Origin of the sequence: Streptomyces kunmingensis, assembly GCF_039533535.1 — a bacterium.
Taxonomy (GTDB): domain Bacteria; phylum Actinomycetota; class Actinomycetes; order Streptomycetales; family Streptomycetaceae; genus Streptomyces; species Streptomyces kunmingensis.
In genome coordinates this window covers 48,220-73,021 of sequence record NZ_BAAATS010000017.1, presented here as the reverse complement: position 1 = coordinate 73,021, position 24,802 = coordinate 48,220, and the positions used below count along the sequence as shown (strand labels likewise).

19 protein-coding genes, 2 tRNA genes and 2 pseudogenes are annotated in these 24,802 nt (G+C 71.6%); 20 read left to right on the top strand and 3 right to left on the bottom strand.

Annotated elements, in window-relative coordinates:
* Positions 1–7: 7 nt before the first annotated feature.
* Positions 8–901: a bifunctional DNA primase/polymerase gene (locus ABD366_RS19755; RefSeq protein WP_324774824.1), complete on the bottom strand. Its 894-nt coding sequence runs from the start codon at positions 899–901 to the stop codon at positions 8–10.
* Between the two features lie 362 nt (positions 902–1,263).
* On the opposite strand from ABD366_RS19755, the gene ABD366_RS19750 reads away from it, so the two are divergent.
* The 11 genes and pseudogenes from ABD366_RS19750 to ABD366_RS19710 all read left to right on the top strand — a co-directional run bounded on the left by ABD366_RS19750 (position 1,264) and on the right by ABD366_RS19710 (position 10,624).
* On the top strand, positions 1,264–1,575 hold the full coding sequence (locus ABD366_RS19750) for a hypothetical protein (RefSeq protein WP_324774826.1): 312 nt from the start codon (positions 1,264–1,266) through the stop codon (positions 1,573–1,575).
* Positions 1,576–1,875: 300 nt separating this feature from the next.
* Complete coding sequence (locus ABD366_RS19745; RefSeq protein WP_324774851.1) at positions 1,876–3,075, top strand: acyl-CoA dehydrogenase family protein; 1,200 nt, start codon at positions 1,876–1,878, stop codon at positions 3,073–3,075.
* Positions 3,072–4,037 carry a bifunctional MaoC family dehydratase N-terminal/OB-fold nucleic acid binding domain-containing protein gene (locus ABD366_RS19740; RefSeq protein WP_324774829.1) on the top strand — a complete coding sequence of 322 codons (966 nt, stop codon included), beginning with the start codon at positions 3,072–3,074 and terminating at the stop codon, positions 4,035–4,037. The genes ABD366_RS19745 and ABD366_RS19740 overlap by 4 nt, the downstream gene beginning before the upstream one ends.
* Before the next feature lies 1 nt (position 4,038).
* A pseudogene (locus tag ABD366_RS43490) lies at positions 4,039–4,299 on the top strand (acyl-CoA dehydrogenase family protein); the annotation flags it as partial.
* Positions 4,300–4,474: 175 nt separating this feature from the next.
* Positions 4,475–4,618, top strand: a pseudogene (locus ABD366_RS43485) (hypothetical protein); the annotation flags it as partial.
* Positions 4,555–5,346: an acyl-CoA dehydrogenase family protein gene (locus ABD366_RS43480; protein ID WP_425576966.1), complete on the top strand. Its 792-nt coding sequence runs from the start codon at positions 4,555–4,557 to the stop codon at positions 5,344–5,346. The pseudogene ABD366_RS43485 and the gene ABD366_RS43480, both read left to right, overlap by 64 nt.
* Positions 5,343–5,777: a MaoC family dehydratase gene (locus ABD366_RS19730; RefSeq protein ID WP_411293865.1), complete on the top strand. Its 435-nt coding sequence runs from the start codon at positions 5,343–5,345 to the stop codon at positions 5,775–5,777. Before ABD366_RS43480 ends, ABD366_RS19730 begins: the two co-directional genes overlap by 4 nt.
* Positions 5,774–6,940 carry a lipid-transfer protein gene (locus tag ABD366_RS19725; RefSeq protein ID WP_324774833.1) on the top strand — a complete coding sequence of 389 codons (1,167 nt, stop codon included), beginning with the start codon at positions 5,774–5,776 and terminating at the stop codon, positions 6,938–6,940. The genes ABD366_RS19730 and ABD366_RS19725 overlap by 4 nt, the downstream gene beginning before the upstream one ends.
* 241 nt (positions 6,941–7,181) lie before the next feature.
* The gene (locus ABD366_RS19720; protein ID WP_324774835.1) at positions 7,182–7,925 is read left to right on the top strand and encodes a DUF1906 domain-containing protein; all 744 of its coding nucleotides are present in this window, start codon (positions 7,182–7,184) and stop codon (positions 7,923–7,925) included.
* A 239-nt stretch (positions 7,926–8,164) separates the two neighbouring features.
* Entirely contained in the window at positions 8,165–8,836 is a 672-nt protein-coding gene (locus tag ABD366_RS19715) for a SigE family RNA polymerase sigma factor (protein ID WP_324774837.1), read from the top strand.
* Between the two features lie 132 nt (positions 8,837–8,968).
* Positions 8,969–10,624 carry a long-chain fatty acid--CoA ligase gene (locus tag ABD366_RS19710; protein WP_324774839.1) on the top strand — a complete coding sequence of 552 codons (1,656 nt, stop codon included), beginning with the start codon at positions 8,969–8,971 and terminating at the stop codon, positions 10,622–10,624.
* Positions 10,625–10,706: 82 nt separating this feature from the next.
* On the opposite strand, the gene ABD366_RS19705 is transcribed toward ABD366_RS19710, so the two are convergent.
* Positions 10,707–14,978: a PAS domain-containing protein gene (locus tag ABD366_RS19705; protein WP_344442176.1), complete on the bottom strand. Its 4,272-nt coding sequence runs from the start codon at positions 14,976–14,978 to the stop codon at positions 10,707–10,709.
* Positions 14,979–15,173: 195 nt separating this feature from the next.
* Complete coding sequence (locus ABD366_RS19700) at positions 15,174–15,704, bottom strand: SSI family serine proteinase inhibitor (RefSeq protein WP_411293747.1); 531 nt, start codon at positions 15,702–15,704, stop codon at positions 15,174–15,176.
* A gap of 166 nt (positions 15,705–15,870) precedes the next feature.
* Here ABD366_RS19700 and ABD366_RS19695 point away from each other — a divergent pair.
* The 9 genes from ABD366_RS19695 (at position 15,871) to ABD366_RS19655 (ending at position 24,710) form a co-directional block, all read left to right on the top strand.
* Positions 15,871–15,961 (top strand) — tRNA-Ser (locus tag ABD366_RS19695).
* A 190-nt stretch (positions 15,962–16,151) separates the two neighbouring features.
* A tRNA-Arg gene (locus tag ABD366_RS19690) sits at positions 16,152–16,224 on the top strand.
* A 124-nt stretch (positions 16,225–16,348) separates the two neighbouring features.
* Positions 16,349–17,230 (top strand): DUF2797 domain-containing protein, encoded by an 882-nt coding sequence (locus tag ABD366_RS19685; protein WP_344442273.1) that lies wholly within the window; start codon positions 16,349–16,351, stop codon positions 17,228–17,230.
* Between the two features lie 112 nt (positions 17,231–17,342).
* A complete protein-coding gene (locus ABD366_RS19680) occupies positions 17,343–17,699 on the top strand; it encodes an antibiotic biosynthesis monooxygenase family protein (RefSeq protein ID WP_324766551.1) in 357 nt (118 codons plus the stop codon).
* Positions 17,656–18,627 (top strand): amidohydrolase family protein, encoded by a 972-nt coding sequence (locus tag ABD366_RS19675; RefSeq protein ID WP_411293624.1) that lies wholly within the window; start codon positions 17,656–17,658, stop codon positions 18,625–18,627. Before ABD366_RS19680 ends, ABD366_RS19675 begins: the two co-directional genes overlap by 44 nt.
* 113 nt (positions 18,628–18,740) lie before the next feature.
* Positions 18,741–19,490: a response regulator transcription factor gene (locus tag ABD366_RS19670; RefSeq protein ID WP_324766553.1), complete on the top strand. Its 750-nt coding sequence runs from the start codon at positions 18,741–18,743 to the stop codon at positions 19,488–19,490.
* A complete protein-coding gene (locus ABD366_RS19665) occupies positions 19,487–21,031 on the top strand; it encodes a sensor histidine kinase (RefSeq protein WP_324766554.1) in 1,545 nt (514 codons plus the stop codon). Before ABD366_RS19670 ends, ABD366_RS19665 begins: the two co-directional genes overlap by 4 nt.
* 26 nt (positions 21,032–21,057) lie before the next feature.
* Complete coding sequence (locus tag ABD366_RS19660; RefSeq protein WP_324766555.1) at positions 21,058–22,524, top strand: bifunctional glycosyltransferase family 2/GtrA family protein; 1,467 nt, start codon at positions 21,058–21,060, stop codon at positions 22,522–22,524.
* Complete coding sequence (locus tag ABD366_RS19655; RefSeq protein ID WP_411293625.1) at positions 22,521–24,710, top strand: ArnT family glycosyltransferase; 2,190 nt, start codon at positions 22,521–22,523, stop codon at positions 24,708–24,710. The genes ABD366_RS19660 and ABD366_RS19655 overlap by 4 nt, the downstream gene beginning before the upstream one ends.
* Positions 24,711–24,802 lie beyond the last annotated feature (92 nt).

Genomic DNA, 24,802 nt, shown 5'->3' with positions numbered 1-24,802 from the left:
GCATTTTTTACGGTCCCGATGTGAGGCGGCCCGCGGAGGCGATCGTCGAGCGGGCCTCCCGTTCCGTCAGGCCGGTGCGGGTAGCGGCGTCCACCAGGGCGTCCGTGAGGGTGCTTCCGAGGCCGCTTTCGTAGGCGCGGCATGCTGCCCAGAAGAGGCGGGTGTTGCGTTGCCCTTCATGGGCGCCGAGTACGAACTGCACGAGACCCGCCCCGTGTTGACCGGACCGGGTGGAGTCGGGGTGGTGTGTGCGCGGTGGGGGCGTGAGCAGCTGGAGGAGCGCCGGTGGGCAGGGCGCGGGGGCCAGGTTGGCGGTGCCGGGCACCGTGGCGTAGACGCCGTGCTCCGTGCGGGAGCCGGGGCCCACGAGGTAGCCGCCGGCGCCGCGGATGTCGATGCCGGGGGCGAGGCGGCCCGCGGAGTTGGGCACCACCACGTGCGGCGGACCGGCGAGCCACAGGTGCCGACCGCCGCTGGGGGTGGCCACGACCACGGTGTCGGGGATCGTGAACAGATGCCGTAAGGCCAGTTCACGCAGTGAAGCGGAGGAGTTCGTACCGGTCTTGGTGTCCAGGTCGACGCCGATGAGGTGGTGCGGGGGAAGGCCGCAGGCGATCCCGTATCCGGTCGCCCGGGGAGCGGCGGCGAAGAGCGCGCGCACGCGGCGCGGATCGGCCGTCGCGTCGTACACGCCATGGCCGGGGAGACCGCATTCGCCGTGGCAGCGCGGGGCCGTCGGGGGATCGTCGCGGTGCGGTGAGGGCAGGGCCGGCAGCTTGGTGCGGGAGAGCGGGATGACGGCGAACCCGCGCGCGGCGGCGGACAGGGCGTGCGCGAGGGCCAGGGTCGCCAGGGATGAGGTCGGAACGGATTGTGGCGGGTGCCGATCGGTGGTGGCCATGACCCCATTTTCGTACAGACGTTCGAAGTAAGGAAGAGGAGTGGGCCATGCGAGGTGCCTATTTACTAAAAATGTGCCGAAACGCTTCATCGCTTGGAGGGACTGGGGCGTGATCGCCCGGAACCGTCACGTTCGGGCCGAGTTGGCGTTCTGTGGGCTTGAAGCAGGTTTATCGACAAGTCCTCACGCTTGAGGGCGAATGGTGGCTTCCGGGGTGGTTCGCCGGGGATTCGGTGGGCAACTCTGGTCTCGCGACGTCGTCAACATCGCCGAGGCGGTCGGCCAACTGCCCCGGAAAAACCCGTACTTCCCGGGCACCGGACATGCGTCTCTGCCCCGGTGTACTGCCTTCTGGAGGAAACATGGCTTCCATCCGTACTGCCCGCGTCATCGCCGCCGTCGCCGCCCTGCCCCTCGCCGCGGCGCTGTTCTCCGGGGTGGCGATCGCGGACAACGGCTCCTTCGCGGACAACGGATCGAACGCAGGGGTGGCAACGGTCAACGGCAGCGGAGTCGGACATGACAACTTCGGCAACTCGTCCACCACGCAGCAGCAGGCGGTCGGCAACGGTGCCTCGAACCAGAACAACAGCGCCCAGGTGAACGGCTCCGCCTTCACGGCGATCGACCAGACCAACGAGAACCTCGTCGTGAACTTCAACGAGCTCTGGTGAGCCCGCGGCCCCTGCGCGACGGGGGTCTTCCGCGGGGTGCGTGAAAGTCTGCGCGGCGGTGCTTCGGCGCCGCCGCGCAGGCGTGTGAGCGGCAGGTTCACGGGCGGGTGTCGGGTGGTGGAGCGGCAGGTTCACGGGCGGGTGTCGGGTGGTGGAGCGGCAGGTTCACGGGCGGGTGTCGGGTGGTGAAGCGGTAGATCGCCGGACGGCGTCGGGCGGTGGGGCCGCTCTCTTGACACCTCGCAGTATCTGACGGACAGTCAGAAATCCTTGCCGTACGAGGTCCGGGAGGGCCGCCACGTGCACCTCGCTCCCACCGAGCGCCAGCGTGAGCTCCGTGTGCAACTCCGCGAACTCTTCCGCACGTTGATGCCGGAGGGCCCGCCCGAGGCGGACGACGCCGCCGGTCAGCGCCGTGTGTTGCGTCGTATGGGGGCCGAGGGGCTGCTGGGACTCGGCTGGCCCGTCGCGTACGGAGGCCGGGGCCGCGGCTCCGACGAGCAGTTCGTGTTCTTCGACGAGGCGTACCGGGCGGGCGCGCCGGTCTCCATGGTCACGCTCAACACGGTCGGCCCTACGTTGATGAGGTACGGGACCAAGGAGCAGAAGGCGTACTTCCTGCCCCGGATCCTCAGCGGTGACCTGGTCTTCGCGATCGGATACAGCGAGCCGTCGGCCGGGACCGATCTCGCGGCGCTGCGCACGCGGGCCGTGCGGGACGACGCCACCGGCGACTGGCTGATCGACGGGCAGAAGGTCTTCACGTCGAACGCGCAGAACGCCGACTGGATCTGGCTCGCCTGCCGCACCGACCCCGACGCACCCAAGCACCAGGGGATCTCGATCGTCCTCGTGCCGACCGACGCGCCGGGCTTCTCCTGGACGCCGATCGAGACGGTCGGCGGCCTGACCACGACGGCCACGTACTACGACGGGATCCGCGTCCCGGGCTCGCATCTGGTCGGCGAGGAGAACGCCGGCTGGGGGCTGATCACCAACCAGCTCAATCACGAGCGAGTGGCGCTCGCCGCGATCGGGATGCAGGCCGAGGACTTCTACGCCCGGGTTCTCGAGGCTGCCCGCGCGCCCGATCCGGTGACGGGCGAACGCCGGGTTGACGCCCCGTGGGTCCGGTCCCAGCTGGCCGAGGCGCATGCCCGGCTGGCGGCAACGCGCCTGCTCAACTGGCGTTTGGTGGGGGATGTCGGGGCGGGCCGACTCACCCCCGGCGACGCCAGCGGCGTGAAGTTCGCGGGAACTGAATCGGCCGTCGAGGCGTACCAGATGTGTCAGCAGATCGCGGGTGAGGCCGGGTGGTTGCGGAGGGGAGCACCCGGGGCGTTCGGAGGGTCGGGGGAAGACGGGCGCGCGGTGGGGGACGGGGAGCTGGAGCGGATGAACAGGGCGGCGCAGATCAACACGTTCGGGGGCGGGGTGAGCGAGGTGCAGCGGGAGATCGTGGCGACGATGCGGCTCGGGATGAAGCGGGGGAAGCGGTGAGTACGACGGCGGGGACGGATCGGGGGCCGCTGGCGTACGAGGGGTTGCAGGCATTCGAGGGGCTCGCCGCGGCCACGGCGGGCGAGGGCAGGGACCCGGTCAACGCAGCGATGATCCGGCACTGGTGCGAGGCCATGGGCGACGCCAATCCCGCCTACGAGGGGCCGGATGCCATAGCGCCGCCGACCATGCTGCAGGCGTGGACGATGGCGGGCCTGTCCGGGTACGCGGGACGTTCGGGCGCCTACGACGACCTGCTCGCGATGCTGGACGGCGCCGGGTACACCTCGGTCGTCGCGACCGATTGCGAGCAGGAGTATCTGCGTCCGCTGCGGCCCGGGGACGCGATCAGCTTCGACGCGGTCATCGAGTCGGTGTCGCCGCTGAAGACGACGAAGCTGGGGTCGGGGCACTTCGTCACGACACGCATGGATGTCCGGGCCGACGGTGAACTCGCGGGGACGCACCGGTTCCGGATCCTGAAGTACGCCCCGGTACCACGGGGGTCCGGGGCGTCCGCGCCCCCGGGCCCAGGTTCACCGGGCGCGTCGAAGGGGCTCCGCCCACGCCCTGTCGTGAACCGGGACAACGCCGGCTTCTGGGAAGGCGTCGCGGAGCACCGGCTGCTCATCCAGCGCTGCCGCGGTTGCGACACGCTGCGCTTCCCGTGGCTGCCGGGGTGCAATGCGTGCGGCGGCCAGGACTGGGACACGGTGCAGGCGAGTGGCGAGGGCACGGTGTTCAGCTACGTCGTCATGCACCACCCGCGCTTCCCGGCCTTCGACCCGCCGTACGCGGTGGGGCTGGTCGAGCTGGCGGAGGGGGTGCGCATCGTCAGCAACGTCATCGGGGTGCCCTACGACAAGGTGCGCATCGGGATGCCGGTCGGCCTCGAGTTCCTGCGTGTGGACGAGGAATTGGAGCTGCCTGTCTTCCGGGCTTCCGAGGGAGGCGAGGCGTGACATGGACTTCACCCCCACCCCGGAGCAGGCGGCGGCCCGGGAGCTGGCCGCGCAGATCTTCGGCGATCTCTCCACGCCGGAGCGGCTCACGGGCCTCGGCGGCGCCACGGACAGTGAGGTGTGGAAGGCGCTGATAGACGCTGGGCTGGTCGGTGCCGTGGAGGAGACGGGGCTGCTCGGGCTCGTGCTGATGCTGGAGGAGCAGGGCAGGACGACGGCCCAGGTCCCGTTCGCGACGAGTTGTGCGTACGGCCTGCTCGCGGTGGCCGCACACGGCAGCGCCGCGCAGCGGGAGCGGTTGCTGCCCTGCCTGCGGGACGGGTCGGCCGTGGCGACCGGAGCCTTTCCGGCGCGCGGCGGAATCGTGGTGAGCGCGGCCGAGGATCCGGGGCGGGCGCGGTTGAGCGGGGTCGTGCCGTGGGTGCCCTGGCTGCGGGATGCGACGCATGTGGTGGTGGCGGTGCGGGAGGGCCCCGCGCGGGCGGCCGGGGTTGCCCACAGCCTGTGGATGGTGCGGATGCCGGTTTCGAGGGTGCCGGTTTCGGGAGTGCCGGATACAGGGGTGCCGGATGCAGGGGTGCCGGATGCAGGGGTGCCGGGCACGGGGCTGCCGGGCAAGCGGATGCCGGGTACGCGGACGTCGGACACACGGACGTCGGACGCGCGGACGTCGGACGCGCGGATGCCGGGTACGCGGACGTCGGGTACGCGGATGTCGGGTACGCAGACGTCGGACACACAGACGTCGGGTACGCGGACGTCGGGTGCGAGCTGGGAGCCGGTCGAGCTCACCGCGCCATGGGCGGCCGGGCGGCTCGTGCTCGATGGGGCGGAGGCGGAGCGGCTCGGCGGACCGGAAGCGTACGAGGACGTGCGGGCGACGGCACGGACGGCGTTCGCGGGGCTGCAGGCAGGAGTCTGCGCCGGCTCCTTGGCCAGAGCGGTGGAGTACACGAATCAGCGGGAGCAGTTCGGACGTCCCCTCGCCGCCAAGCAAGGCGTGCAACTACGAGCAGCGGACGCGCATATGGATGTCGAGGCCATCCGGGTCACCGCCTACGAGGCGGCCTGGCGTCGCGACGAGGGGCTCGCGTACCGGAGCCATGCGCTGACCACGGCCTGGTGGGCTTCCGAGGGCGGCCGCCGCGTCGTGCACACGGGACAGCATCTGCACGGCGGGATGGGCGCTGACCTGGAACATCCGGTTCATCGGCACTTCTTGTGGGGCCGGCAGCTCGACGGGTACCTCGGCGGCGGCCGCGAAGTACTCGAGGAATTGGGCGACTTGATCGTAGGTGAATCCGCATGAGCGAGAGCGAGATCCTGCTGGAGGTGGGCGCCGAGCTGCCGCCGCTGGCGATCCCGGTCACCCGGACCCTGATCGTCGCCGGGGCGATCGCCTCCCGCGACTACCAGGACGTGCACCACGACGCGGAGCTGGCGCGGCAGAAGGGCTCCCCCGACATCTTCATGAACATCCTCACGACGAACGGGCTGGTGGGCCGCTACATCACCGATCACTTCGGTCCGACGGCAGTGCTGAGAAAGGTCGCGATACGTCTGGGGGCACCCAACTACCCAGGGGACACGATGGTGTTGACGGGTACGGTCGCCGAGGTCGCGGGCGAGGGAGGGGGCGACACGGTCCGGGTGAAGATCGTCGGGAAGAACGGCATCGGCAGCCATGTCACCGGCTCCGTGACGGTCACCGTGCCTCGCGCCGGGGGGAGCACGTCATGAGCGTGCGGAGCAGGGACCGGCTGGGCGGCAGGGCGGCGATCGTCGGCGTCGGCGCCACCGAGTTCTCCAAGGACTCCGGGCGCAGCGAGTTGAAGCTGGCGGTGGAGGCGGTCCGGGCCGCGCTCGACGACGCGGGCCTGTCCCCCGCCGATGTCGACGGGCTGGTCACTTTCACCATGGACACCAGCCCGGAGATCACCGTGGCGCAGGCCGCGGGGATGGGGGAGCTCTCCTTCTTCTCGCGCGTGCACTACGGAGGAGGCGCGGCGTGCGGCACGGTGCAGCAGGCGGCTCTCGCGGTGGCGAGCGGTGTGGCCGAGGTGGTGGTCTGCTACCGGGCGTTCAATGAGCGGTCGGGCAGACGGTTCGGCTCGGGGGTGCAGCACCGGGAGCCTTCGGCGGAGGGCGCGGCGCTCGGCTGGAGCCTGCCGTTCGGGCTGCTCACCCCGGCGTCCTGGGTGGCGATGGCGGCCCAGCGCTATCTGCACACGTACGGGCTGACACCCGAGGCGTTCGGGCAGGTCGCGGTGGTGGACCGCAAGTACGCGGCGACGAACCCGGCCGCGTATTTCCACGGGAAGCCGATCACCCTCGCCGATCACGCCGCGTCACGCTGGATCGTCGAACCGCTGCGCCTGCTCGACTGCTGCCAGGAGACGGACGGCGGCCAGGCGATCGTCGTCACCAGCGTGGAGCGGGCCCGGGATCTGCCGCATCCGCCCGCGGTGATCGCCGCGGCGGCTCAGGGCGCCGGGCGGGCGCAGGAGCAGATGACCAGCTTCTACCGGGACGGTCTGACGGGGCTGCCCGAGATGAGTGTGGTGGCCCGGCAGCTGTGGCGGACGGCCGGTATCGGTCCCGGTGACATAGACGTGGGGATTCTCTATGACCACTTCACGCCGTTCGTGCTGATGCAGCTGGAGGAGTTCGGTTTCTGCGCTCCCGGTGAAGCGGTCGGCTTCGTCGCCGAGGAGCGGCTGCCGATCAATACGCATGGCGGACAGCTGGGCGAGGCGTATCTGCACGGGATGAACGGCATAGCGGAAGGGGTGCGGCAGCTTCGGGGCACAGCCGTGAACCAGATACCCGGCGCGGCCACGGCTCTGGTCACCGCGGGCACCGGGGTCCCCACATCGGGTCTGATTCTGGGGTCGGACGGCTGAACCGGGCGCGTGTCCCCGCCTCGCGCGGCAGGGAGACGCCTTCACTCGGTCCATGGATCGGCAAAAGATGATCATTGGACTGGTGGCGCTTGTCCTCGGGATCGGCGTTCTGCCCACAGCAGTGCCGAAAGCCGGGGCGACGGTAGCCGGGGCGACGACGAACGCGGCGGACGGACCGTACCAGCCGAACCGGTCGGACAGGCCGGGCAGGCCTGGCGGGCTGGACAGGCCGGCAGGTTCCGTGGCCGGGGCATTCTGGGGCCCCAAGGTGCGCACCTTCCACGGCCGGGCGTTCGACGTCTGCAGGGCGCCGTCCCAGAACACCATGCGGCGCTGGAGGAGTTCCGACTACCGGGGTGTGGGCGTCTACTTCGGTGGCCGGGGCCGGGCCTGCCGGAGCCAGCGCGTGCTGAACCCGAGCTGGATGCGGGCGGTGGACGGCATGGGCTGGCGGGTGTTGCCGGTGTACGTGGGATCGCAGTCGCCCTGCGTGGGTTCGCGGCACAAGAAGAAGGTGCGGATCGGGCGGTACCCGTGGCAGCAGGGGGTGCAGGAGGGGAGGGACGCGGTGCGCCGGGCCGGCGCGCTGAACATTCAGCGGAGCAGCCCGCTCTACCTGGACATGGAGGCTTACAACTACCGAAAGCGGAAGTGCGCGAACACGACGCTGGCGTTCGTGCGGGCGTGGAACAGGGAGGTACGGCGACACGGTTACGTCCCCGGCTTCTACAGCAGCGCCGATTCAGGGGTGCGGCACATGGAGGCGGCGCGACGGGCGGGGGTGCGGGACCTGCCGTCGGTGATGTGGTTCGCCCGCTGGCACACCAAGGCTCATCTGTACCGGGAGCCCGCCCTCTGGAAGTACGCCTGGCATCCGCAGCGCAGGATCCACCAGTACGCGGGGAACGTGAAGGAACGGCACGGCGGCCGCACCATGGTCATCGACCGGAACCTGGTGCACGCCCCTGTGGCACGTATCGGATGAACCGGGCGACGGCCGGGCGGGCACCCGGCCCCCGGGCCGCATCCTCGGAAGGCCCCTCGGAACGCCCCTCGGAACGCGTGCTCGGGGCGCGCTTCTCGGGGCTGAACCCCCAGGAGCCCTCACCCCCCTCCTCCACCTTCAGGAGGTGGGGATACCACCCCTCGTACAACCTGAGGCGGAGGTCGCTTCGGGACCTCCGGCCGATCCCCAGGAGTAGGGGGCGCTCATAGCGTGGAGCCATGACCGCAACCCTGGCGCCTGTCTGCACCAGCGCATCGAAGCCGGTGACGCGTAACCCCGCGGCGACACACCCGGCGCACCCCGTGCCCGCTGCGCACCCCGCAGCCACCACGCGCTCCGCCTCCGCCGCCTCCGCCACGCACTCCGCGCAATCCGCGCAGGCAGCGCACTCGGCGTACCCGTCATTCGCGTCGTACGTGCGGGCGCGCCAGCCCGTGTTGCTGCGCACTGCCCGGTCGCTCACGGCGAACCCGTGCGACGCCGAGGACCTGTTGCAGACCGCGCTGACGAAGACGTATGTCGCGTGGGACCGGATCGAGGACCATCGGGCGCTCGACGGTTATGTGCGCCGGGCCCTGCTGAACACGCGGACCTCGCAGTGGCGCAAGCGCAAGGTCGATGAGTTCGTCTGCGACGAGCTGCCGGAGCCGATGACACCGGCGACCGGTGACCCGGCCGAGCAGCAGGCGCTGCACGACGCCATGTGGCGAGCCATCACGAAGCTGCCCGCGCGGCAGCGGGCGATGGTCGTGCTGCGGTACTACGAGGACCTGAGCGAGGCCCAGACGGCCGAGGTGCTCGGGGTCTCCATCGGCACCGTGAAGAGCGCCGTGTCGCGGGCGCTCGGCAAGCTCCGTCAGGACCCCGAACTGGTGCCGGCGCGCGGCTGAGCAGCGTGTCCTGTGGGGCACACGGTGGGACATGCGGTGATCGATCATTCCCGTGACTAGTGACATACCGCGTGGTATGTGGTGAGAATCTGCGGAAACCTACTGCTCCGTAGCGCCCACCGGGAGGACGCCGTGCTGAGCACGATGCAGGACGTACCGCTGACTGTGACCCGCCTGCTGCATCACGGGGTGCGTGTGCACGGCACCTCGCTGATCACCACCTGGACGGGAGAGGGCGAGCCGCACCGCCGTACGTTCGCCGAGGCGGGTGCCCGCGTGGCCCAGCTCGCGCACGCGCTCAGGGACGATCTGGGCGTCCGTGACGACGACCGTGTGGCGACGCTGATGTGGAACAACGCGGAGCACGTCGAGGCCTACTTCGCCGTTCCCGCCATGGGCGCTGTCCTGCACACCCTCAATCTTCGCCTTCCCGCGGCGCAGCTGACGTGGATCGTGAATCACGCGGCCGACCGCGTGATCGTCGTCAACGGTTCGCTGCTGCCGCTGCTCGCGCCCCTGCTGCCCGGTCTGACCACGGTCGAGCACATCGTCGTCTCCGGACCCGGTGACCGTTCGGTGCTCGAAGGCGCCCGGCCCCAGGTCCACGAGTACGAGGAACTCATCGCCGGGAAGCCGACGACGTACGACTGGCCGGAGCTGGACGAGCGCCAGGCCGCCGCCATGTGCTACACCTCCGGCACCACGGGGGACCCGAAGGGTGTCGTCTACTCGCACCGTTCGATCTACCTGCACTCCATGCAGGTGAACATGACGCAGTCCATGGGCCTGACCGACTCCGACACCTCGCTCGTCGTGGTCCCGCAGTTCCATGTGAACGCCTGGGGGCTGCCGCACGCCACATTCATGACCGGCGTGAACATGCTGATGCCGGACCGTTTCCTGCAGCCCGCGCCGCTCGCCCAGATGATCGAGTCCGAGCGTCCCACGCATGCCGCCGCCGTTCCCACGATCTGGCAGGGGCTGCTCGCCGAGCTCACCGCCAGACCCCGGGACGTCTCCACGCTCACCCAGGTCACCATCGGCGGCTCGGCCTGCCCGCCCTCGCTCATGAAGGCCTTCGACGACCTGGGCATGCGTGTCTGTCACGCCTGGGGCATGACCGAGACGTCGCCGCTCGGCACGGTCTCGCGGCCGCCGGCCGGGGTCGAACCGGACAGCGAGGAAGAGTTCGCGTACCGGCTCACGCAGGGCCGTTTCCCGGCGGGAGTCGAGGCACGGCTGAGCGGCCCCGGCGGCGAGCACCTGCCCTGGGACGGGAAGTCCGCGGGCGAGCTGGAGGTCCGCGGCAACTGGATCGCGGGCGCGTACTACGGAGGCGGAACGGACGGACAGCCGCACCGCCCCGCCGACAAGTTCAGCGAGGACGGCTGGCTGAAGACGGGCGACGTCGGCACGATCAGCCCGGACGGCTACCTCACCCTCACCGACCGCGCCAAGGACGTCATCAAGTCCGGAGGCGAGTGGATCTCCAGCGTCGACCTCGAGAACGCGCTGATGTCGCACCCCGATGTGGCGGAGGCCGCCGTCGTGGCCGTTCCCGACGACAAGTGGGGCGAGCGGCCGCTCGCCACGGTCGTGCTGAAGGAAGGGGCGAGCGCGGACTTCGAGGTGCTGCGCGCGTTCCTCGCCGAGAAGGTCGCCAAGTGGCAGCTGCCCGAGCGCTGGACCATCATTTCCGCGGTGCCGAAGACCAGCGTCGGCAAGTTCGACAAGAAGGTGCTGCGCAAGCAGTACGCGGACGGGGAGCTGGCCGTCACCCAGCTCTGAACCCGGAGCGGCGTTTCACGTGAAACAACTGACGCGTAAGGGCGGCCCTCAAAGGGCCGCCCTTACACGTCAGTTGAACCCGTCAGTTGGTGCCGATCTTCGCCAGTAGATCCACGATCCGGCTCTGCACCTCGGTGCTGGTCGAGCGCTCCGCCAGGAACAGCACCGTCTCCCCCGCGGCGAGCCGCGGCAGATCGGCATGGTCGACGGCGGCCGTGTAGACGACGAGGGGCGTGCGGTTCAGCTGCCCGTTCGCCCGCAGCCAGTCGATGATGCCCGCGCGCCGGCGACGTACCTGGAGCAGATCCATGACCACCAGGTTCGGCCGCATCTGGGCCGCCAGCGTCACCGCGTCCGCGTCGCTCGAGGCCCGTGCGACCTGCATCCCGCGCCGCTCCAGCGTGGCGGTCAGCGCGAGCGCGATCTCCTCGTGCTCCTCGATGAGCAGGACCCGCGACGGGTGCTGCTCGCTGTCGCGCGGCGCCAGCGCCTTCAACAGCACGGCGGGATCGGCCCCGTACGCGGCCTCGCGCGTTGCCTGTCCGAGGCCCGCGGTCACCAGGACCGGCACCTCGGCCGCGACGGCGGCCTGCCGCAGCGACTGCAGCGCGGTGCGCGTGATCGGCCCGGTCAGCGGGTCGACGAACAGGGCGGCCGGGAACGCCGCGATCTGCGCGTCGACCTCCTCGCGGGAGTGCACGGTCACCGGCCGGTAGCCGCGGTCGCTCAGTGCCTGCTGCGTCGTCACGTCCGGTGCGGGCCAGACGAGGAGCCGGCGCGGGTTGTCCAGGGGCTCGGGGGGCAGCTCGTCGTCCATGGGCTGCGGCTGCGGCCTGTTGGCGATCTCGACTGCGCCGCCCGGACCGTCCAGCGGCTCGGGGCCCTCGTCGGCGTCCTGGTCGGGGGCGCCGATCGCGTAGGAGCGACCGAGGCCCTCCGAGGAGTTCGAGGAGTTCGAGGAGTTCGGGGACAGCAGGGGCGGCTGGGGCTGAGGGTGCGGTCGGGCCGTGGCCCCCCGGGGGGCAGCGGGCGCCGCTCCGCGCGCGGGAGCCGGAGCCGTCCCCCGTGCCGGGGTCTGCGGGGTGCCCTTCGGCGGGGTTGCCGCTCCCTGTGCGGTGCCCTGCGCCGGAGTCTGCGTGTCGGCGGCGTCGGAGGGATCCTGTCGGTTCGACAACCTGCGCCGCCGCCCCGAACCGCCGCTCTGCGTCTGCCCCTCCTGCGTCACGCCCTGCGGAGGCGTTGCTCCCGGGCGGGCGGGCTGCTGCGTCGGCGCGGTTCCCTGCGGCCGCCGCTGCTGATCAGCGGCCTGGCGCCCGAACGGGACTCCCTGGCCGAGGGTGCGCACGCTGAAGGCGCGGCCCTGCGTCGAGTTCGTGTCCCCGGACGGCTGCTGGGGAGCCTCGGCCGGCTGCTGCGGAGCCTCGGCCGGCTGCTGCGGAGCCTCGGCGGGCAGCGGCTGCGCGGCACGCGGCCGCGGCGCGTTCTCCGGCGGCAGGGCGGCCGGGTGGGGAGTGCCCTGCGGGGGCGTGCCCTGTGCCGGATGCGGCTGCGGCGGCGTGTGGTCCTCGGCCGGGTGCCCCGCGGCGGCGTCGTGCCGCTGCGTGTCATCCGGCAGCGGCATGGGCTGCCCGCCCCCCTGCGCACCGGCGCCCTGCGCACCGCCACCCTGCGCACCGCCACTCTGAGCACCACCGGCCTGCGCACCAACGGCCCGCGCAGCATGCGCCTGCGCACCACCGGTCTGGGCGCCGCCAGCCTGGACGCCACCGGCCCGCGCGGCGTCGACGGCACCGGATGTGTCCTGCCGTACGTCGTCTGCCGGGCCCTGCTGTGCGCCGGCGCCGGCGGGGGCGGCCTGCGGCTCCGCCGCGTGGGTCGGCTGAGGAGCCGGCGGTGCGGATGTGCGGTCGGCCTGGGCGGGCGGCAGCGCGAACACCTCGCGGGGTGCCGCCTCTTCGTCCGTGGCGGCGGAGGCCTGTGCGGAACCGAGGGCGCGGCGCGCCCGGCGTCCGCCCGCAGGCTGCCCGGTACCGGCATGGGGACCGGCACCGGCCAGCTCCAGCTCGCCGTGGCCCGACTCGGTCCCCTGCGCGGAACCCGACGGCAGGGCGGGCAGCGCCGCCTGCTCGGAGTCGCCCGAGCGCCGGGCGCGTCGCCCGGTGGGTGCGGGAACGCCCTGCGGCGGCACTGTCTGGCCGAGCGCCGGTGAGCCCGCGGCGTGTTCGGCCGCTGTCAGTACGGAGCCCTCGGATGCCGCACCGGTCTCCGCGGAGCGCGCCCGGCGCCTTCCGGTACCGCCGCCAGGGCCCTCGGTCCCGGCGGCCGGCGCGGGCAGCTCCGGCTGCGGGGCGACGTCCGCGGAGGCAGCGGGTTCCTCGGCGGCGCGCCGACCGCGTCGCCGGCCGGTCCCACCGGAGGGGCCGCTGCCCGGCTGTCCGCTGTCCGGCTGTTCGCTGTCCGGAAGCCCGGTATCCGCCGGCAGTCCGCTGTCCAGGAACGAGTCGACCGAGGGCCCGGCGGTCCGCCTGGCCCGGCGCCGCCCGCCACCCGGGCTCGCGGTGGCCTGCTCGGGAAGGTTCGGGGTGGCCTCGGGGGCCTGATCGGCGTACGGCTCGACGGGGACGGCGACGACCCCGGCACCGCTTCCGATGGGCACCTCGAGCACGTACGCGCTGCCGCCCATTCCGGGCATCTCGTGCGTCTGCAGCACACCACCGTGCGCCCGCACGATGCCGTGGACGATCGGCTCGTGCACCGGGTCGCCGCCCGCGTACGGGCCGCGCACCTCGATGCGTACGCTCTCGCCGCGCTGCGCGGCGGCCACGACGACGGTCGAGTCGACGTATCCGGCACCGGCGGGAACGCGGGCGTTGCCCGTGGCGTCGATCCCGGCGACGTCGGCGATCAGGTGCGCGAGGGCGGTGGCGAGCCGTCCCGCGTCGACCTCGGCCTCGATCGGCGGCGCGTGCACGGCGAACTGGACGCGGCCCGGCCCGATCAGCTCCACGGCCCCGTCGACCCCGGCGGCGACGACGGCGTCCAGCATCACCGGCGTACGGACCAGCTGTTCACCGCCCGCGTCGAGAAGCTGGTAGGCGAGCACGTTGTCGACGAGGGTCGTGATCCGCGAGTAGCCCGCGGACAGGTGGTGCAGGACCTGGTTGGCCTCGGGCCACAGCTGTCCGGCGTCGTCCGCGGCCAGCTGGCCCAGCTCGCGCCGCAGTTCGTCGAGCGGCCCGCGCAGCGACTGGCCGAGGACGGCGAGCAGCTGGGAGTGGCGCGCGGCCAGCTCCTCGAACCGGTCCTTCTCCCGCTCGGCGAACGCGGCGCCCCGCTCCCGCTCGGCGGAGAGTTCCTCGGCGTGCTCCTCGCGGGCGGCGGCGAGTTCGGCGCTCAGCTCTTCGCGGGTGGTGGCGAGCTCGGCACTGAGTTCCTCGCGGACCCGCGCCAGCTCGGCGGCGCGCTCCTCGCGCTCCCGCTCGGCCGTCTCGTCGCGCCGGGCGAGCTCCTCGGCGTGCTCGGTGACCAGCTTGTCGTAGGGGCGCCGGTCGGTGAAGGTCATGACGGCGCCGACCAGTTGGTCACCGTCGCGCACGGGTGCCGTCGTCATGTCGACGGGCACCTTTTCGCCCTTCTTGTTCCACAGGACCTGACCGCGCACGCGGTGCTTGCGCCCGGAGCGCAGGGTGTCGGCGAGCGGCGATTCCTCGTAGGGGAACGGCTCGCCCTCGGGCCGGGAGTGCAGGACGAGCGGGTGCAGTTCCTGTCCGCCGAGATCGCTGGCACGGAATCCGAGGATCTGCGCGGCGGCGGGGTTGACGAGGACGATCCGCCCGTCGGTGTCGGTGCCGACGACTCCTTCGGCGGCGGCCCGCAGGATCATCTCGGTCTGACGCTGCGAACGGGCCAGTTCGGCCTCGGTGTCGAGCGTCCCGGACAGATCGCGGACGACGAGCATCAGCAGCTCGGAACCGCTGTAGGAACCGCCGCCGGCACCGTACGGATCCACCACGTCCCGGGCGCCGTCGGCGACGTTCGCGCTGGTCACCTCGACGGGGAACTCGCTGCCGTCGGTCCGCCGGGCGATCATCCGCGTCGGCTTCGTGCGTCCGCGCTCGTCGGTCGGCGTGTCGGGCCTGCGCATCGATCCGGGGATCAGCCGGGAGTCGAACTCCGGCAGCAGATCGAGCAGTCCACGCCCCACCAGGGCAGTCCCCGGAGCCTCGAAGGCTTCGAGGGCGATGGCGTTGGCGTTGACGACCGTCCCATTGGTGTTGACCAGCACCAACGCATCAGGGAGCGCATCGAGTATGGCTGCGAGGCGAGCAGCGCCTCGGGATGGCCTGCTGCTCACGACGACGCTTCCTCCCTGATTCACCGCGACTTGCCGACCGTGCGGGCCATCTTGCCTCGCGGCCCGCAGCGTGTCACGGGAGGGAGTCTACGGGCAGTGGTTGCGCCGGCGGCGCCGGATGAGAGGGAGCCCACGTAGAGGATGTGCGGACCCCGTGCACGCCGGGTCGCGGCGATGTGACCGGTGGACCCAGGGTTACGGGGCCGTCGCAGGCAGCACGGGGACCAGTCGGCGCCACCGCGAGATCTCGCAACCGTCGGTCAGTTTGTACGAGGAATCGACGGTGCGTCCGTGCCAGGTGCCGGTGATGTGCGCGGTGGCGTCCCCGCCGTACTGCATCGTGCAGTACGCCCCCTTCGGCACCGGCGCGAACGGGTCCTGACCTTCGACCGCGAGCTCGTCGAGCCGGCCGCAGGCCGCGCGCGGATCGGTGTGCGAACCGCCGTCGGGCCCGCACTCCAGCTCGTACGTGCCGTCGCGGCCGGCGCCCGAACCGCTGACGGAGACGGTCAGGTGGTCGCCGCCGAAGCCGCCGGGGCCACCGGGGCCGCCCATGCCGCCGGGTCCTCCGATACCGCCCACACCGCCGACACCGTCGAGGGAGCCGAACGGGGGCGGTGGCATCCGGGTCGGGCCGGTGTCGGCGTGTGCGGCGGCGGGCACGGCGGTGAGGGCCGCGGCCGAGGCGACGGCGGTGAGCAGCAGACGGGATGAGAGGTGTCGCATCAACATGCCCTGCCTAACGCGGGACGCGGCGCGACGTTGCGCCCGGCGTGAGGGCTTTGCTCTGCGCCCTGCCCGCCTAGTACCGTGGGAGGCGATTGGTGACACGGCGCTTAGCTGTGTCATCATCTGCACGCACCGGTTCGCGCTTGCGCGACACGGTTGTGCTGGAGGCGTCGCCTAGTCCGGTCTATGGCGCCGCACTGCTAATGCGGTTTGGGACTTAAATCCCATCGAGGGTTCAAATCCCTCCGCCTCCGCCGCAAGATCCGAAGCCCCGGTCCGCACGGACCGGGGCTTCGGCGTTTCCTCCCGCTCATGGAAGCGTTTCCGCAGGTCACAACGGGTGCGGCTAACGGATTTCACATGGCGGCGGCAGTCATGTAATGTTCTTCCTGTCGCCGGGAACGGGCCGAAAGGCCGGAGAGCGGAGACGAAAACAAAAGACAAGCACTCGTAGCTTAACGGATAGAGCATCTGACTACGGATCAGAAGGTTGCAGGTTCGAATCCTGCCGAGTGCACACAGAGAAGAAGCCCCCGGAGATCCTCCGGGGGCTTCTTCGTGTGCCCGAGGAGTGATTCGCCGTCGGCCCCGTTGTCAGTGGGGCGCGGCATGCTGGGCGTATGACGTGGTGGTGCACCGGGATGCGGTGGGGCGGGGGCGGGCCCGCGNNNNGGGGGGGGGGGGGGGGGGGGGGGGGGGGCGAGCGGGAGAGCGGGGTGCGGTTCGGGGAGCCGGTGGCTTTCCGGGTCGGTGGGGCGCGGCGGTGCCTCGGCGTGTGGCGCGGGGGACGGCGGACGCCGTGCCCGGAGCGGGAGGCCGTGCCGGTGCGGGGGACGCGGGCGCAGTGCGGGGAGTGCGCGGGGATCGACCGGGCGCGCTCGGTGGCCGCCGACACCGTTGCCGATGATCCGCGGCCGTACCACGTGTATCTGGCGTGGTTCGGGGACGGACTCGTGAAGGTGGGGATCACGGGGGTGGGGAGGGGGAGCGCGCGGCTGCTGGAGCAGGGTGCGGTCGCTTTTACGTGGCTGGGGCGGGGGCCTCTGATGGCGGCCCGGCGGGCCGAGGAGTTGTTGCGGGTGGCGCTCGGGGTGCCCGACCGGATTCCGTACGAGCGCAAGCGGAGTGTCCGAGCGGGCCTTCCGGGTGGGGAGGTGGGTGCGGACGGGCGGGGCGGGGAGCAGTTGGTGCGGGCGCACGCGGTGGCCGTAGGGCTCGCGGACTGGCCCGAGTCGTTGGAGCGGCTGCCGTGCCGGGTCGTCGATCACGGGGAGGCGTTCGGGCTCGCCGCGATCGACCGGGTGGACGCCGTGGTGAGCGGGCTCGCCGAAGGGGCCGTGGTGGCGGGCACCGTGGTCGCGGCGGCCGGGCCCGATCTGCATCTCGTCGAGCCGGCCGGGCGGCGGCTCGTGGTGGACACACGGGTGCTGGCGGGGTGGCCGCTGGAGCGGGCGGCGGCCGATGCGAGCGGCGAAGGGCTGGTGGTGCGGGAGGTGCCTGCTGTGCAGGGCGGACTGTTCTAGGGACGGCCGTTGCAGAGCGGGTTGCCGACCGGAGGGTCAAGTCTCCCCTCCCGTACGGCAAGGAACCGGCGGCAGGGTGGACAGGGCGCGGGGCACGGGTGACCGTGGGGGCATGAGTGATCACGTCGAGGTGTCCGCGGGGCAGCCGTTGCCCGCCTTTGAACTGCCCTACTACGTCGTGGTGTTCAGCTCCGTGCGGACCCCGGGCGATCTGGGGTACGGGGAGACCGCCGAGCGCATGGACGAGTTGGTGCGGGAGATCCCCGGGTACCTCGGGCACGAGTCGGCGCGGACGCCCGGCGGGCTCGGCATCACCGTCTCGTACTTCCGGGACGTCGACGCCATCGAGCGGTGGCGGGCCGCCGGCGAGCACCGGTCGGCGCAGAAGCAGGGCCGGGCCGAGTGGTACGAGGGGTACACGGTGCATGTCGCCAAGGTCGAGCGCAGCCACGGTTTCACCCGTGCCTGACCAGGAGCCGGAGCTGGCGCAGGGACAGGGGCAGGGGCAGGCGCAGAGGCAGGGGCAGGACGAGGCCGCGCTCGTCGCCGGGTTTCTCGCCAGGCACGGGCTGCCCGGCCTCGTCGACGTACACACGCATTTCATGCCCGAGCGGGTGTTGCGCAAGGTGTGGGCGTACTTCGACGCGGCCGGGCCGCTCGTGGGGACCGAGTGGCCGATCACGTACCGGGAGGAGGAGAGCCGACGGCTGGCCAGGCTGCGGGAGTTCGGGGTCGTCGCGTTCACCTCCATGCTGTATCCGCACAAGGCGGGAATGGCGGAGTGGCTGAACGGGTGGGCCGCCGACTTCGCCGCGCGGACGCCCGACTGTCTGCACACCGCCACCTTCTATCCGGAGCCGGGCGTGGAGACGTATGTGCGGCGGGCGGTCGAAGCCGGGGCGCGGGTCTTCAAGGCGCATGTGCAGGTGGGGGCCTACGACCCGAACGATCCGCTGCTCGATCCCGTCTGGGGGCTGCTCGCCGAGGCCGGGGTGCCGGTCGTGACGCACTGCGGTTCGGGGCCGGCGCCGGGCAAGTTCACCGGCCCGGAGCCGATCGCGCGGCTGCTCGCGCGGCATCCGCGGCTGCCGCTCGTCGTCGCCCACATGGGCATGCCGGAGTACACCGATTTCCTGGACCTGGCCGAGCGGTACGGGGAGGTGCGGCTCGACACGACGATGGCGTTCACCGACTTCAGCGAGCGGCAGGCGCCGTTCCCGAGGGAGGAGCTGGGTCGCCTCGTCGAGCTCGGGGAGAGGGTGCTGCTGGGCAGCGACTTTCCCAATATTCCGTACCCGTACGTGCATCAGCTGGAGGCGGTCGAGCGGCTGGGGCTCGGGAGCGAGTGGGTGCGTGGGGTGTGTCATGGGAACGGGGCGGCGTTGTTTCTCCGGTGAGAGACCGTGGCCTGTCATGCACAAGGGCCCGGCTGAGAGGCGCCTGTGCGTTTCTCAGGGAATTCACAGGTTCGGGAAAGGGTGTTCTCAGAGGCGGGTCGCAGGGTTGCAGTATGACGACGACCTCGCCCCAGGGGCGTACCGAACTGCTGAGGCCGGACGGGAGCCCCGTCCGGGTGCTTGTCGTGGACGACGAGCAGTCCATCACCGAGCTGTTGTCCATGGCCCTGCGTTACGAAGGCTGGCAGATCCGTGCCGCCGGTGACGGGGCCGGGGCCATGCAGACCGCGCGCGATTTCCGGCCCGACGCCGTCGTGCTCGACATGATGCTGCCCGACATGGACGGGCTGAGCGTGCTCGGCCGGCTCCGCCGCGAGCTGCCCGACGTGCCGGTGCTCTTCCTGACCGCCAAGGACGCCGTCGAGGACCGGATCGCCGGTCTGACGGCCGGCGGCGACGACTACGTCACCAAGCCGTTCAGCCTGGAGGAGGTCGTCGCGCGGCTGCGGGGGCTGATCCGCAGGACCGGGGCGGCCGACCGTCGAAGCGAGTCCGTGCTGGTCGTCGGCGATCTGATGCTCGACGAGGACAGCCACGAGGTGTCGCGCGGCGGGGCCAACATCCATCTGACCGCGACCGAGTTCGAGCTGCTGCGCTTCCTGATGCGCAATCCGCGGCGCGTGCTCAGCAAGGCGCAGATCCTGGACCGGGTCTGGTCCTACGACTTCGGCGGCCAGGCCAACGTCGTCGAGCTGTACATCTCGTATCTGCGGCGGAAGATCGACGCGGGGCGGGAACCGATGATTCACACGCGGCGCGGGGCCGGATACCTGATCAAGCCCGCGGCCACGACGGTTTCGTGAAGCGGGGCCGCGCCCGGACGCTGCGGACCCGGCTCGTCGTCACCGCGGTCGGGCTGATCGCGCTGGTCAGCGTGGTGATCGGGACGGTGACGACGCTGGCTCTGCACTCGTATCTGTACGACCAGTTGGACGGCAAAGTCGACCAGGTCGTGCGCATGGCCGGGGGTGGCCCCGGTGAGAACCGGCAGCCTGGCGGGGGTGCACGCGAGAACGACCTGTCGTTCCTGGGCCTGCCGGGCCCCGGCGGCGGGAACACCGTGGGCGCGCTGGTCGGCGCCGATGGCTCGTTCACCGACGCGCAGCGTTCCACCACCGACCGCGATTCCCTCACCCGCACCGCCGACCTGACCACCTCCCAGGAAGAAGCGCTCGCCACCGTCCCCCGCGACGGCCGGGCGCACAGCGTCAGCCTGCCCGGCCTCGGGGACTACCGCGTCCAGTCGTCCGGTGACGGCACTCTGCTCGTCGGCCTCCCCGCCGACGACGTCGAGTCCACCCTCAACACCCTCATCGTCATAGAACTGAGCGTCACCGGCGCGGGCCTCCTCGCCGCCGGAGTGACCGGCGCCGTCATGGTCGGCGTAGCCCTGCGCCCCCTCCGCCGGGTCGCGGCGACAGCGACCCGCGTCTCCGAACTCCCCCTCCACAGCGGCGAAGTCACCCTCTACGAGCGGGTGCCGGACGCCGAGGCCGATCCGCGTACCGAGGTCGGGCAGGTGGGCGCCGCGCTCAACCGGATGCTCGACCATGTGCACGGCGCGCTCCAGGCGCGGCAGCAGAGCGAGACGCGGGTACGGCAGTTCGTCGCGGACGCCAGCCATGAGCTGCGTACGCCGCTCGCCTCCATCCGGGGCTACGCCGAGCTGACCCGGCGCGGACGCGAGGAGACCGGGCCCGACACCCGGCACGCGCTCGGCCGTATCGAGTCCGAGGCCCACCGGATGACCGGCCTGGTCGAGGACCTGTTGCTGCTGGCCCGGCTCGATGCCGGCCGGCCCCTGTCGTACGAGCCGACGGATGTGTCGCCGCTCGTCATCGACGCGCTCAGTGACGCCCGCGTCGCAGGTCAGAGCCATGCTTGGCGCCTCGAACTGCCCGATGAACCGGCGACCGTGCTCGCCGACTCCGCGCGCCTGCACCAGGTTCTCGTCAACCTGCTGGCCAACGCCCGTACGCACACGCCGCCGGGCACCACCGTCACCGCGCGCGTGCACCGGCACGGGCCCTGGGTCTGTCTCGACGTACAGGACGACGGGCCCGGTATCCCCGCCGAGCTGCTGCCGCGCGTCTTCGAGAGGTTCGCGCGCGGCGACTCGTCGAGGTCGCGCAAGGCGGGCTCCACGGGGCTCGGGCTCGCCATCGTGCAGGCCGTCGCGGCCGCGCACGGCGGCGCCGTGACCGTCGACAGCGTGCCCGGCAGGACCGTGTTCACCGTGCATCTGCCTGCCCATGCGGAACCCCACCCCGGGCCCCGCCACGAACTCCGCCACGAACCCGTCATGTACTCACAGGCAGGGCATAGCGTCACCACACAGCGCTAACAGGGCAGTTGGCGAATGTCGATGGCATGCGAACCGACTCTTCTGAAAGCCTCGGCCCCACCGGCGAGGGCCTCGGTCTCACCGGCGAGGGCCTCGGCCCCACCGCCGCGAGGTTCGGGGCGCTGCCCGCGCGGGAGCACCTCCCCGCGGGCAGCGGCGACGTCCCGATCCTCGACGTCGTCATCCCCGTCTACAACGAGGAGAAGGACCTCGGCGCCTGCGTCCGCAGGCTCCACGACCACCTGGTCCGCACCTTCCCCTACCGCTTCCGCATCACCATCGCGGACAACGCGTCCACGGACAGCACGCCCCAGGAGGCCGGCCGGCTGACCGCGGACCTGCCCGAGGTCCAGTACTTCCGCCTCGAGCAGAAGGGGCGCGGGCGCGCGCTGCGTACCGTGTGGTCGGCGTCCGACGCGCCGGTCCTCGCGTATATGGACGTGGACCTGTCCACCGATCTGAACGCGCTGCTGCCGCTCGTCGCCCCCCTCATCTCCGGCCACTCGGACCTGGCGATCGGCTCCCGGCTCGCCCGCAGCTCGCGGGTGGTGCGCGGGCCGAAGCGCGAGTTCATCTCGCGCGCCTACAACCTGATCCTGCGCGGTTCCCTGCAAGCGCGGTTCTCCGACGCCCAGTGCGGCTTCAAGGCGATCCGGCGTGATGTGGCGCAGGTGCTGCTGCCGTTGGTCGAGGACACCGGCTGGTTCTTCGACACGGAGATGCTGGTGCTCGCCGAACGCGCGGGACTGCGTATCCACGAAGTGCCCGTCGACTGGGTCGACGACCCGAACTCGACCGTGCACATCGTCAGGACGGCGACCGAGGACCTGAAGGGCGTCTGGCGCGTCGGCAAGGCCCTCGCCACCGGCTCGCTCGCCCTCGACCGCCTCGCCCGCCCCTTCGGCGACGACCCACGCGACCGGCAGCTTCCGGGCGTGCCCAAGGGCCTGGCCCGCCAGCTCGTCGGCTTCTGCGTCGTCGGCGGCCTGTCGACGCTGCTCTACCTCCTGCTCTACTCCGGCTTCCGTACGTTCTCGGGGGCGCAGGTCGCCAACGCGCTCGCGCTGCTCGTCTCCGCGGTCGCCAACACCGCCGCCAACCGGCGTCTGACCTTCGGGGTGCGCGGCCGCGACCGGGCCGTCCGGCACCAGGCCCAGGGCCTCGTCGTCTTCGGCATCGGACTCGCGCTGACCAGCGGTTCCCTCGCCGCGCTCAACGCGGCGTCCGGCGAACCCGCGCACTCCGCCGAACTGGCCGTCCTCATCGCCGCCAACCTCGCGGCGACCGTGCTGCGCTTCCTGCTCTTCCGCGCCTGGGTCTTCCCCGACCAGGCGGCCACGGCCACGACGCAGCCCTCGTACCAGTCCCCGGCCCCCTCCCCGTCTTCGTCCCCGTCCCCGTCCCCTCAGGTTCCGCAGGCCTGGGACGCCACCGTGCGGGTGCCCATGGCGGGCTCGCGCACGTCCGACCCCGAACCCAGGAATCCCCGATGACCACAGAGATGACCACAGACATCCGCCCGTACGACGACGCCGGCGCGGCACCTCCCACCGGCTCGGGCCACGGCCGCCCGAAGGACCGTTTCGTCCGGCGCGTCTGGCGGGGCCGGCCCGAGGACGCGCGCTGGGTGCGCCCCGCGTTCCTCGGCCTGCTGCTCGTCGTCGGCCTCGCCTACCTCTGGGACCTGTCGGCCTCCGGCTACGCCAACTCCTTCTACTCGGCGGCCGTCCAGGCGGGCAGCGAGAGCTGGAAGGCGATGTTCTTCGGCTCGTCCGACGCGGCCAACGCCATTACCGTCGACAAGCCCCCGGCCGCGCTCTGGCCGATGGCCCTGTCCGTCCGTCTCTTCGGCCTGAACTCCTGGGCGATCCTCGTCCCCGAGGTCCTGATGGCCCTCGCCACGGCCGGTGTCCTCTACGGGGCCGTCCGCCGCAGGTTCAGTGCCGCAGCGGGCCTGATCACCGTCGCGGTGTTCGCCACGACGCCGGTCGCCGCGCTGATGTTCCGGTTCAACAACCCGGACGCGCTGCTCGCCCTGCTCATGACCGTCACGGTCTACTGCGTCCTGCGCGCCATGGAGCACACCCGCACGAAGTGGCTGGTCCTCGCGGGTGTCGCCGTCGGCCTCGCGTTCCTCACCAAGACGCTCCAGGCTTTCCTGATCCTGCCGCCGCTGGCTCTGCTCTACGCGGTCTTCGCGCCGACCCGGCTGCGCAGGCGGCTCGGCCAGCTCGCCCTCTCCGGGCTCGCGATGATCGTCGCGGGCGGCTGGTGGGTGGCGATCGTGGAACTGTGGCCCGCCTCCTCACGCCCGTACATCGGTGGCTCTCAGAACAACTCGTTCCTTGAACTGACCTTCGGCTACAACGGCCTCGGCCGGATCAACGGCGACGAGACCGGCTCCGTCGGAGGCGGAGGCGGCGGTGGCGGTACGGGCGGCGGCACCAGCCAGTGGGGCGAGACCGGCATCGGCCGGATGTTCAACTCCGAGATCGGCAGCCAGATCTCGTGGCTGATCCCTGCCGCGCTGATCCTGTTCGCCGCGGGTGTCGTCCTGACCTGGAAGGCCAAGCGGACGGACACGGCGCGTGCCGGGTTCCTCGCGTGGGGTGGCGCGCTGCTCATGACCGGCCTGGTCTTCAGCTTCATGGCCGGCATCTTCCACCAGTACTACACGGTGGCCCTGGCCCCCTACATCGCGGCGCTGGTCGGCATGGGCGCCACGGTCCTGTGGGAGGAGCGCTCGCGCGTCACGGCCTCCGCGACACTGGGTGTCTCCGTCGCCGTCACGGCGGTGTGGGCGTACGTGCTGCTCGGGCGGACCGCGGACTATCTGCCGTGGCTGCGCTGGGCGGTGCTCATCGGGGGCCTCGTGGCGGGCCTCGGCCTCGCCTTCGTCGGCCGCCTCAACCGGCAACTGGCGCTCGGCGCGGCCGGGTTGGGTCTCGTGGCCTCCCTCGCGGCGCCGACCGCGTACACCATCAGCACGCTGAACACCGGGCACACCGGGTCGATCGTCACGGCCGGTCCGTCCGGGGCGAGCATGATGGGCGGCCCCGGGGGCGGCGGCGGGGGCGGTTTCCCCGGCGGCGGCCAGGGCGGCCCTGGCAGTAAGGGCGGCCAGACGGGCCAGCCCCCGACCGGCGGCAACGGCAACCAGCAGGGCGGCGGCTTCCCCGGCGGCGGGACGCCCGGCCAGAACCAGAGCCAGAGCCAGAGCCAGAAGCAGGGCACCGGTAAGACCCAGCAGGGCGGCATGCCCGGCGGCGGCATGGCTGAAGGCGGAGCCGGTGGCGGTGGCGGTATGGGCGGTCTGCTCAACGGTGCCGAGGTCAGCTCCAAGGCCGAGAAGCTGCTGGAGAAGAACGCCGGGGACTACACCTGGGTGGCGGCCACGATCGGTTCGCAGAACCAGGCGAGCTACCAGTTGGCCACCGGGGACCCCGTCATGGCCATCGGTGGCTTCAACGGGACGGATCCGTCGCCGACGCTGGCGCAGTTCAAGCAGTACGTCGAGGACGGGAAGATCCACTACTTCATCGGGAGCGGTTCCGGTGGCGGTATGGGTGGGTCGAGCTCCGGTTCGGCGTCCAAGATCACGTCTTGGGTGGAGGACAACTTCGAGAAGGTGACGGCCGGGAGTGCGACGTTCTATGACCTGACCCAGCCGAAAGGTTGATCCCAGCTAGGCCGCATCGAGCCCCTCCGGCGGTGAGGGAGCGAAGGACGCGGGGCTCTGCCCCGGACCCCGCTCCTCAATCGCCGGAGGGG

What these genes read in the sequence shown, in the direction of transcription:
- ABD366_RS19755 (WP_324774824.1), bottom strand. Translation starts at nt 901, where the DNA reads ATGGCCACCACCGATCGGCACCCGCCACAATCCGTTCCGACCTCATCC.
- ABD366_RS19750 (WP_324774826.1), top strand. Translation starts at nt 1,264, where the DNA reads ATGGCTTCCATCCGTACTGCCCGCGTCATCGCCGCCGTCGCCGCCCTG.
- ABD366_RS43480 (WP_425576966.1), top strand. Translation starts at nt 4,555, where the DNA reads ATGCCGGTTTCGAGGGTGCCGGTTTCGGGAGTGCCGGATACAGGGGTG.
- ABD366_RS19730 (WP_411293865.1), top strand. Translation starts at nt 5,343, where the DNA reads ATGAGCGAGAGCGAGATCCTGCTGGAGGTGGGCGCCGAGCTGCCGCCG.
- ABD366_RS19725 (WP_324774833.1), top strand. Translation starts at nt 5,774, where the DNA reads ATGAGCGTGCGGAGCAGGGACCGGCTGGGCGGCAGGGCGGCGATCGTC.
- ABD366_RS19715 (WP_324774837.1), top strand. Translation starts at nt 8,165, where the DNA reads ATGACCGCAACCCTGGCGCCTGTCTGCACCAGCGCATCGAAGCCGGTG.
- ABD366_RS19700 (WP_411293747.1), bottom strand. Translation starts at nt 15,704, where the DNA reads ATGCGACACCTCTCATCCCGTCTGCTGCTCACCGCCGTCGCCTCGGCC.
- ABD366_RS19680 (WP_324766551.1), top strand. Translation starts at nt 17,343, where the DNA reads ATGAGTGATCACGTCGAGGTGTCCGCGGGGCAGCCGTTGCCCGCCTTT.
- ABD366_RS19675 (WP_411293624.1), top strand. Translation starts at nt 17,656, where the DNA reads ATGTCGCCAAGGTCGAGCGCAGCCACGGTTTCACCCGTGCCTGACCAG.
- ABD366_RS19670 (WP_324766553.1), top strand. Translation starts at nt 18,741, where the DNA reads ATGACGACGACCTCGCCCCAGGGGCGTACCGAACTGCTGAGGCCGGAC.
- ABD366_RS19660 (WP_324766555.1), top strand. Translation starts at nt 21,058, where the DNA reads ATGCGAACCGACTCTTCTGAAAGCCTCGGCCCCACCGGCGAGGGCCTC.
- ABD366_RS19655 (WP_411293625.1), top strand. Translation starts at nt 22,521, where the DNA reads ATGACCACAGAGATGACCACAGACATCCGCCCGTACGACGACGCCGGC.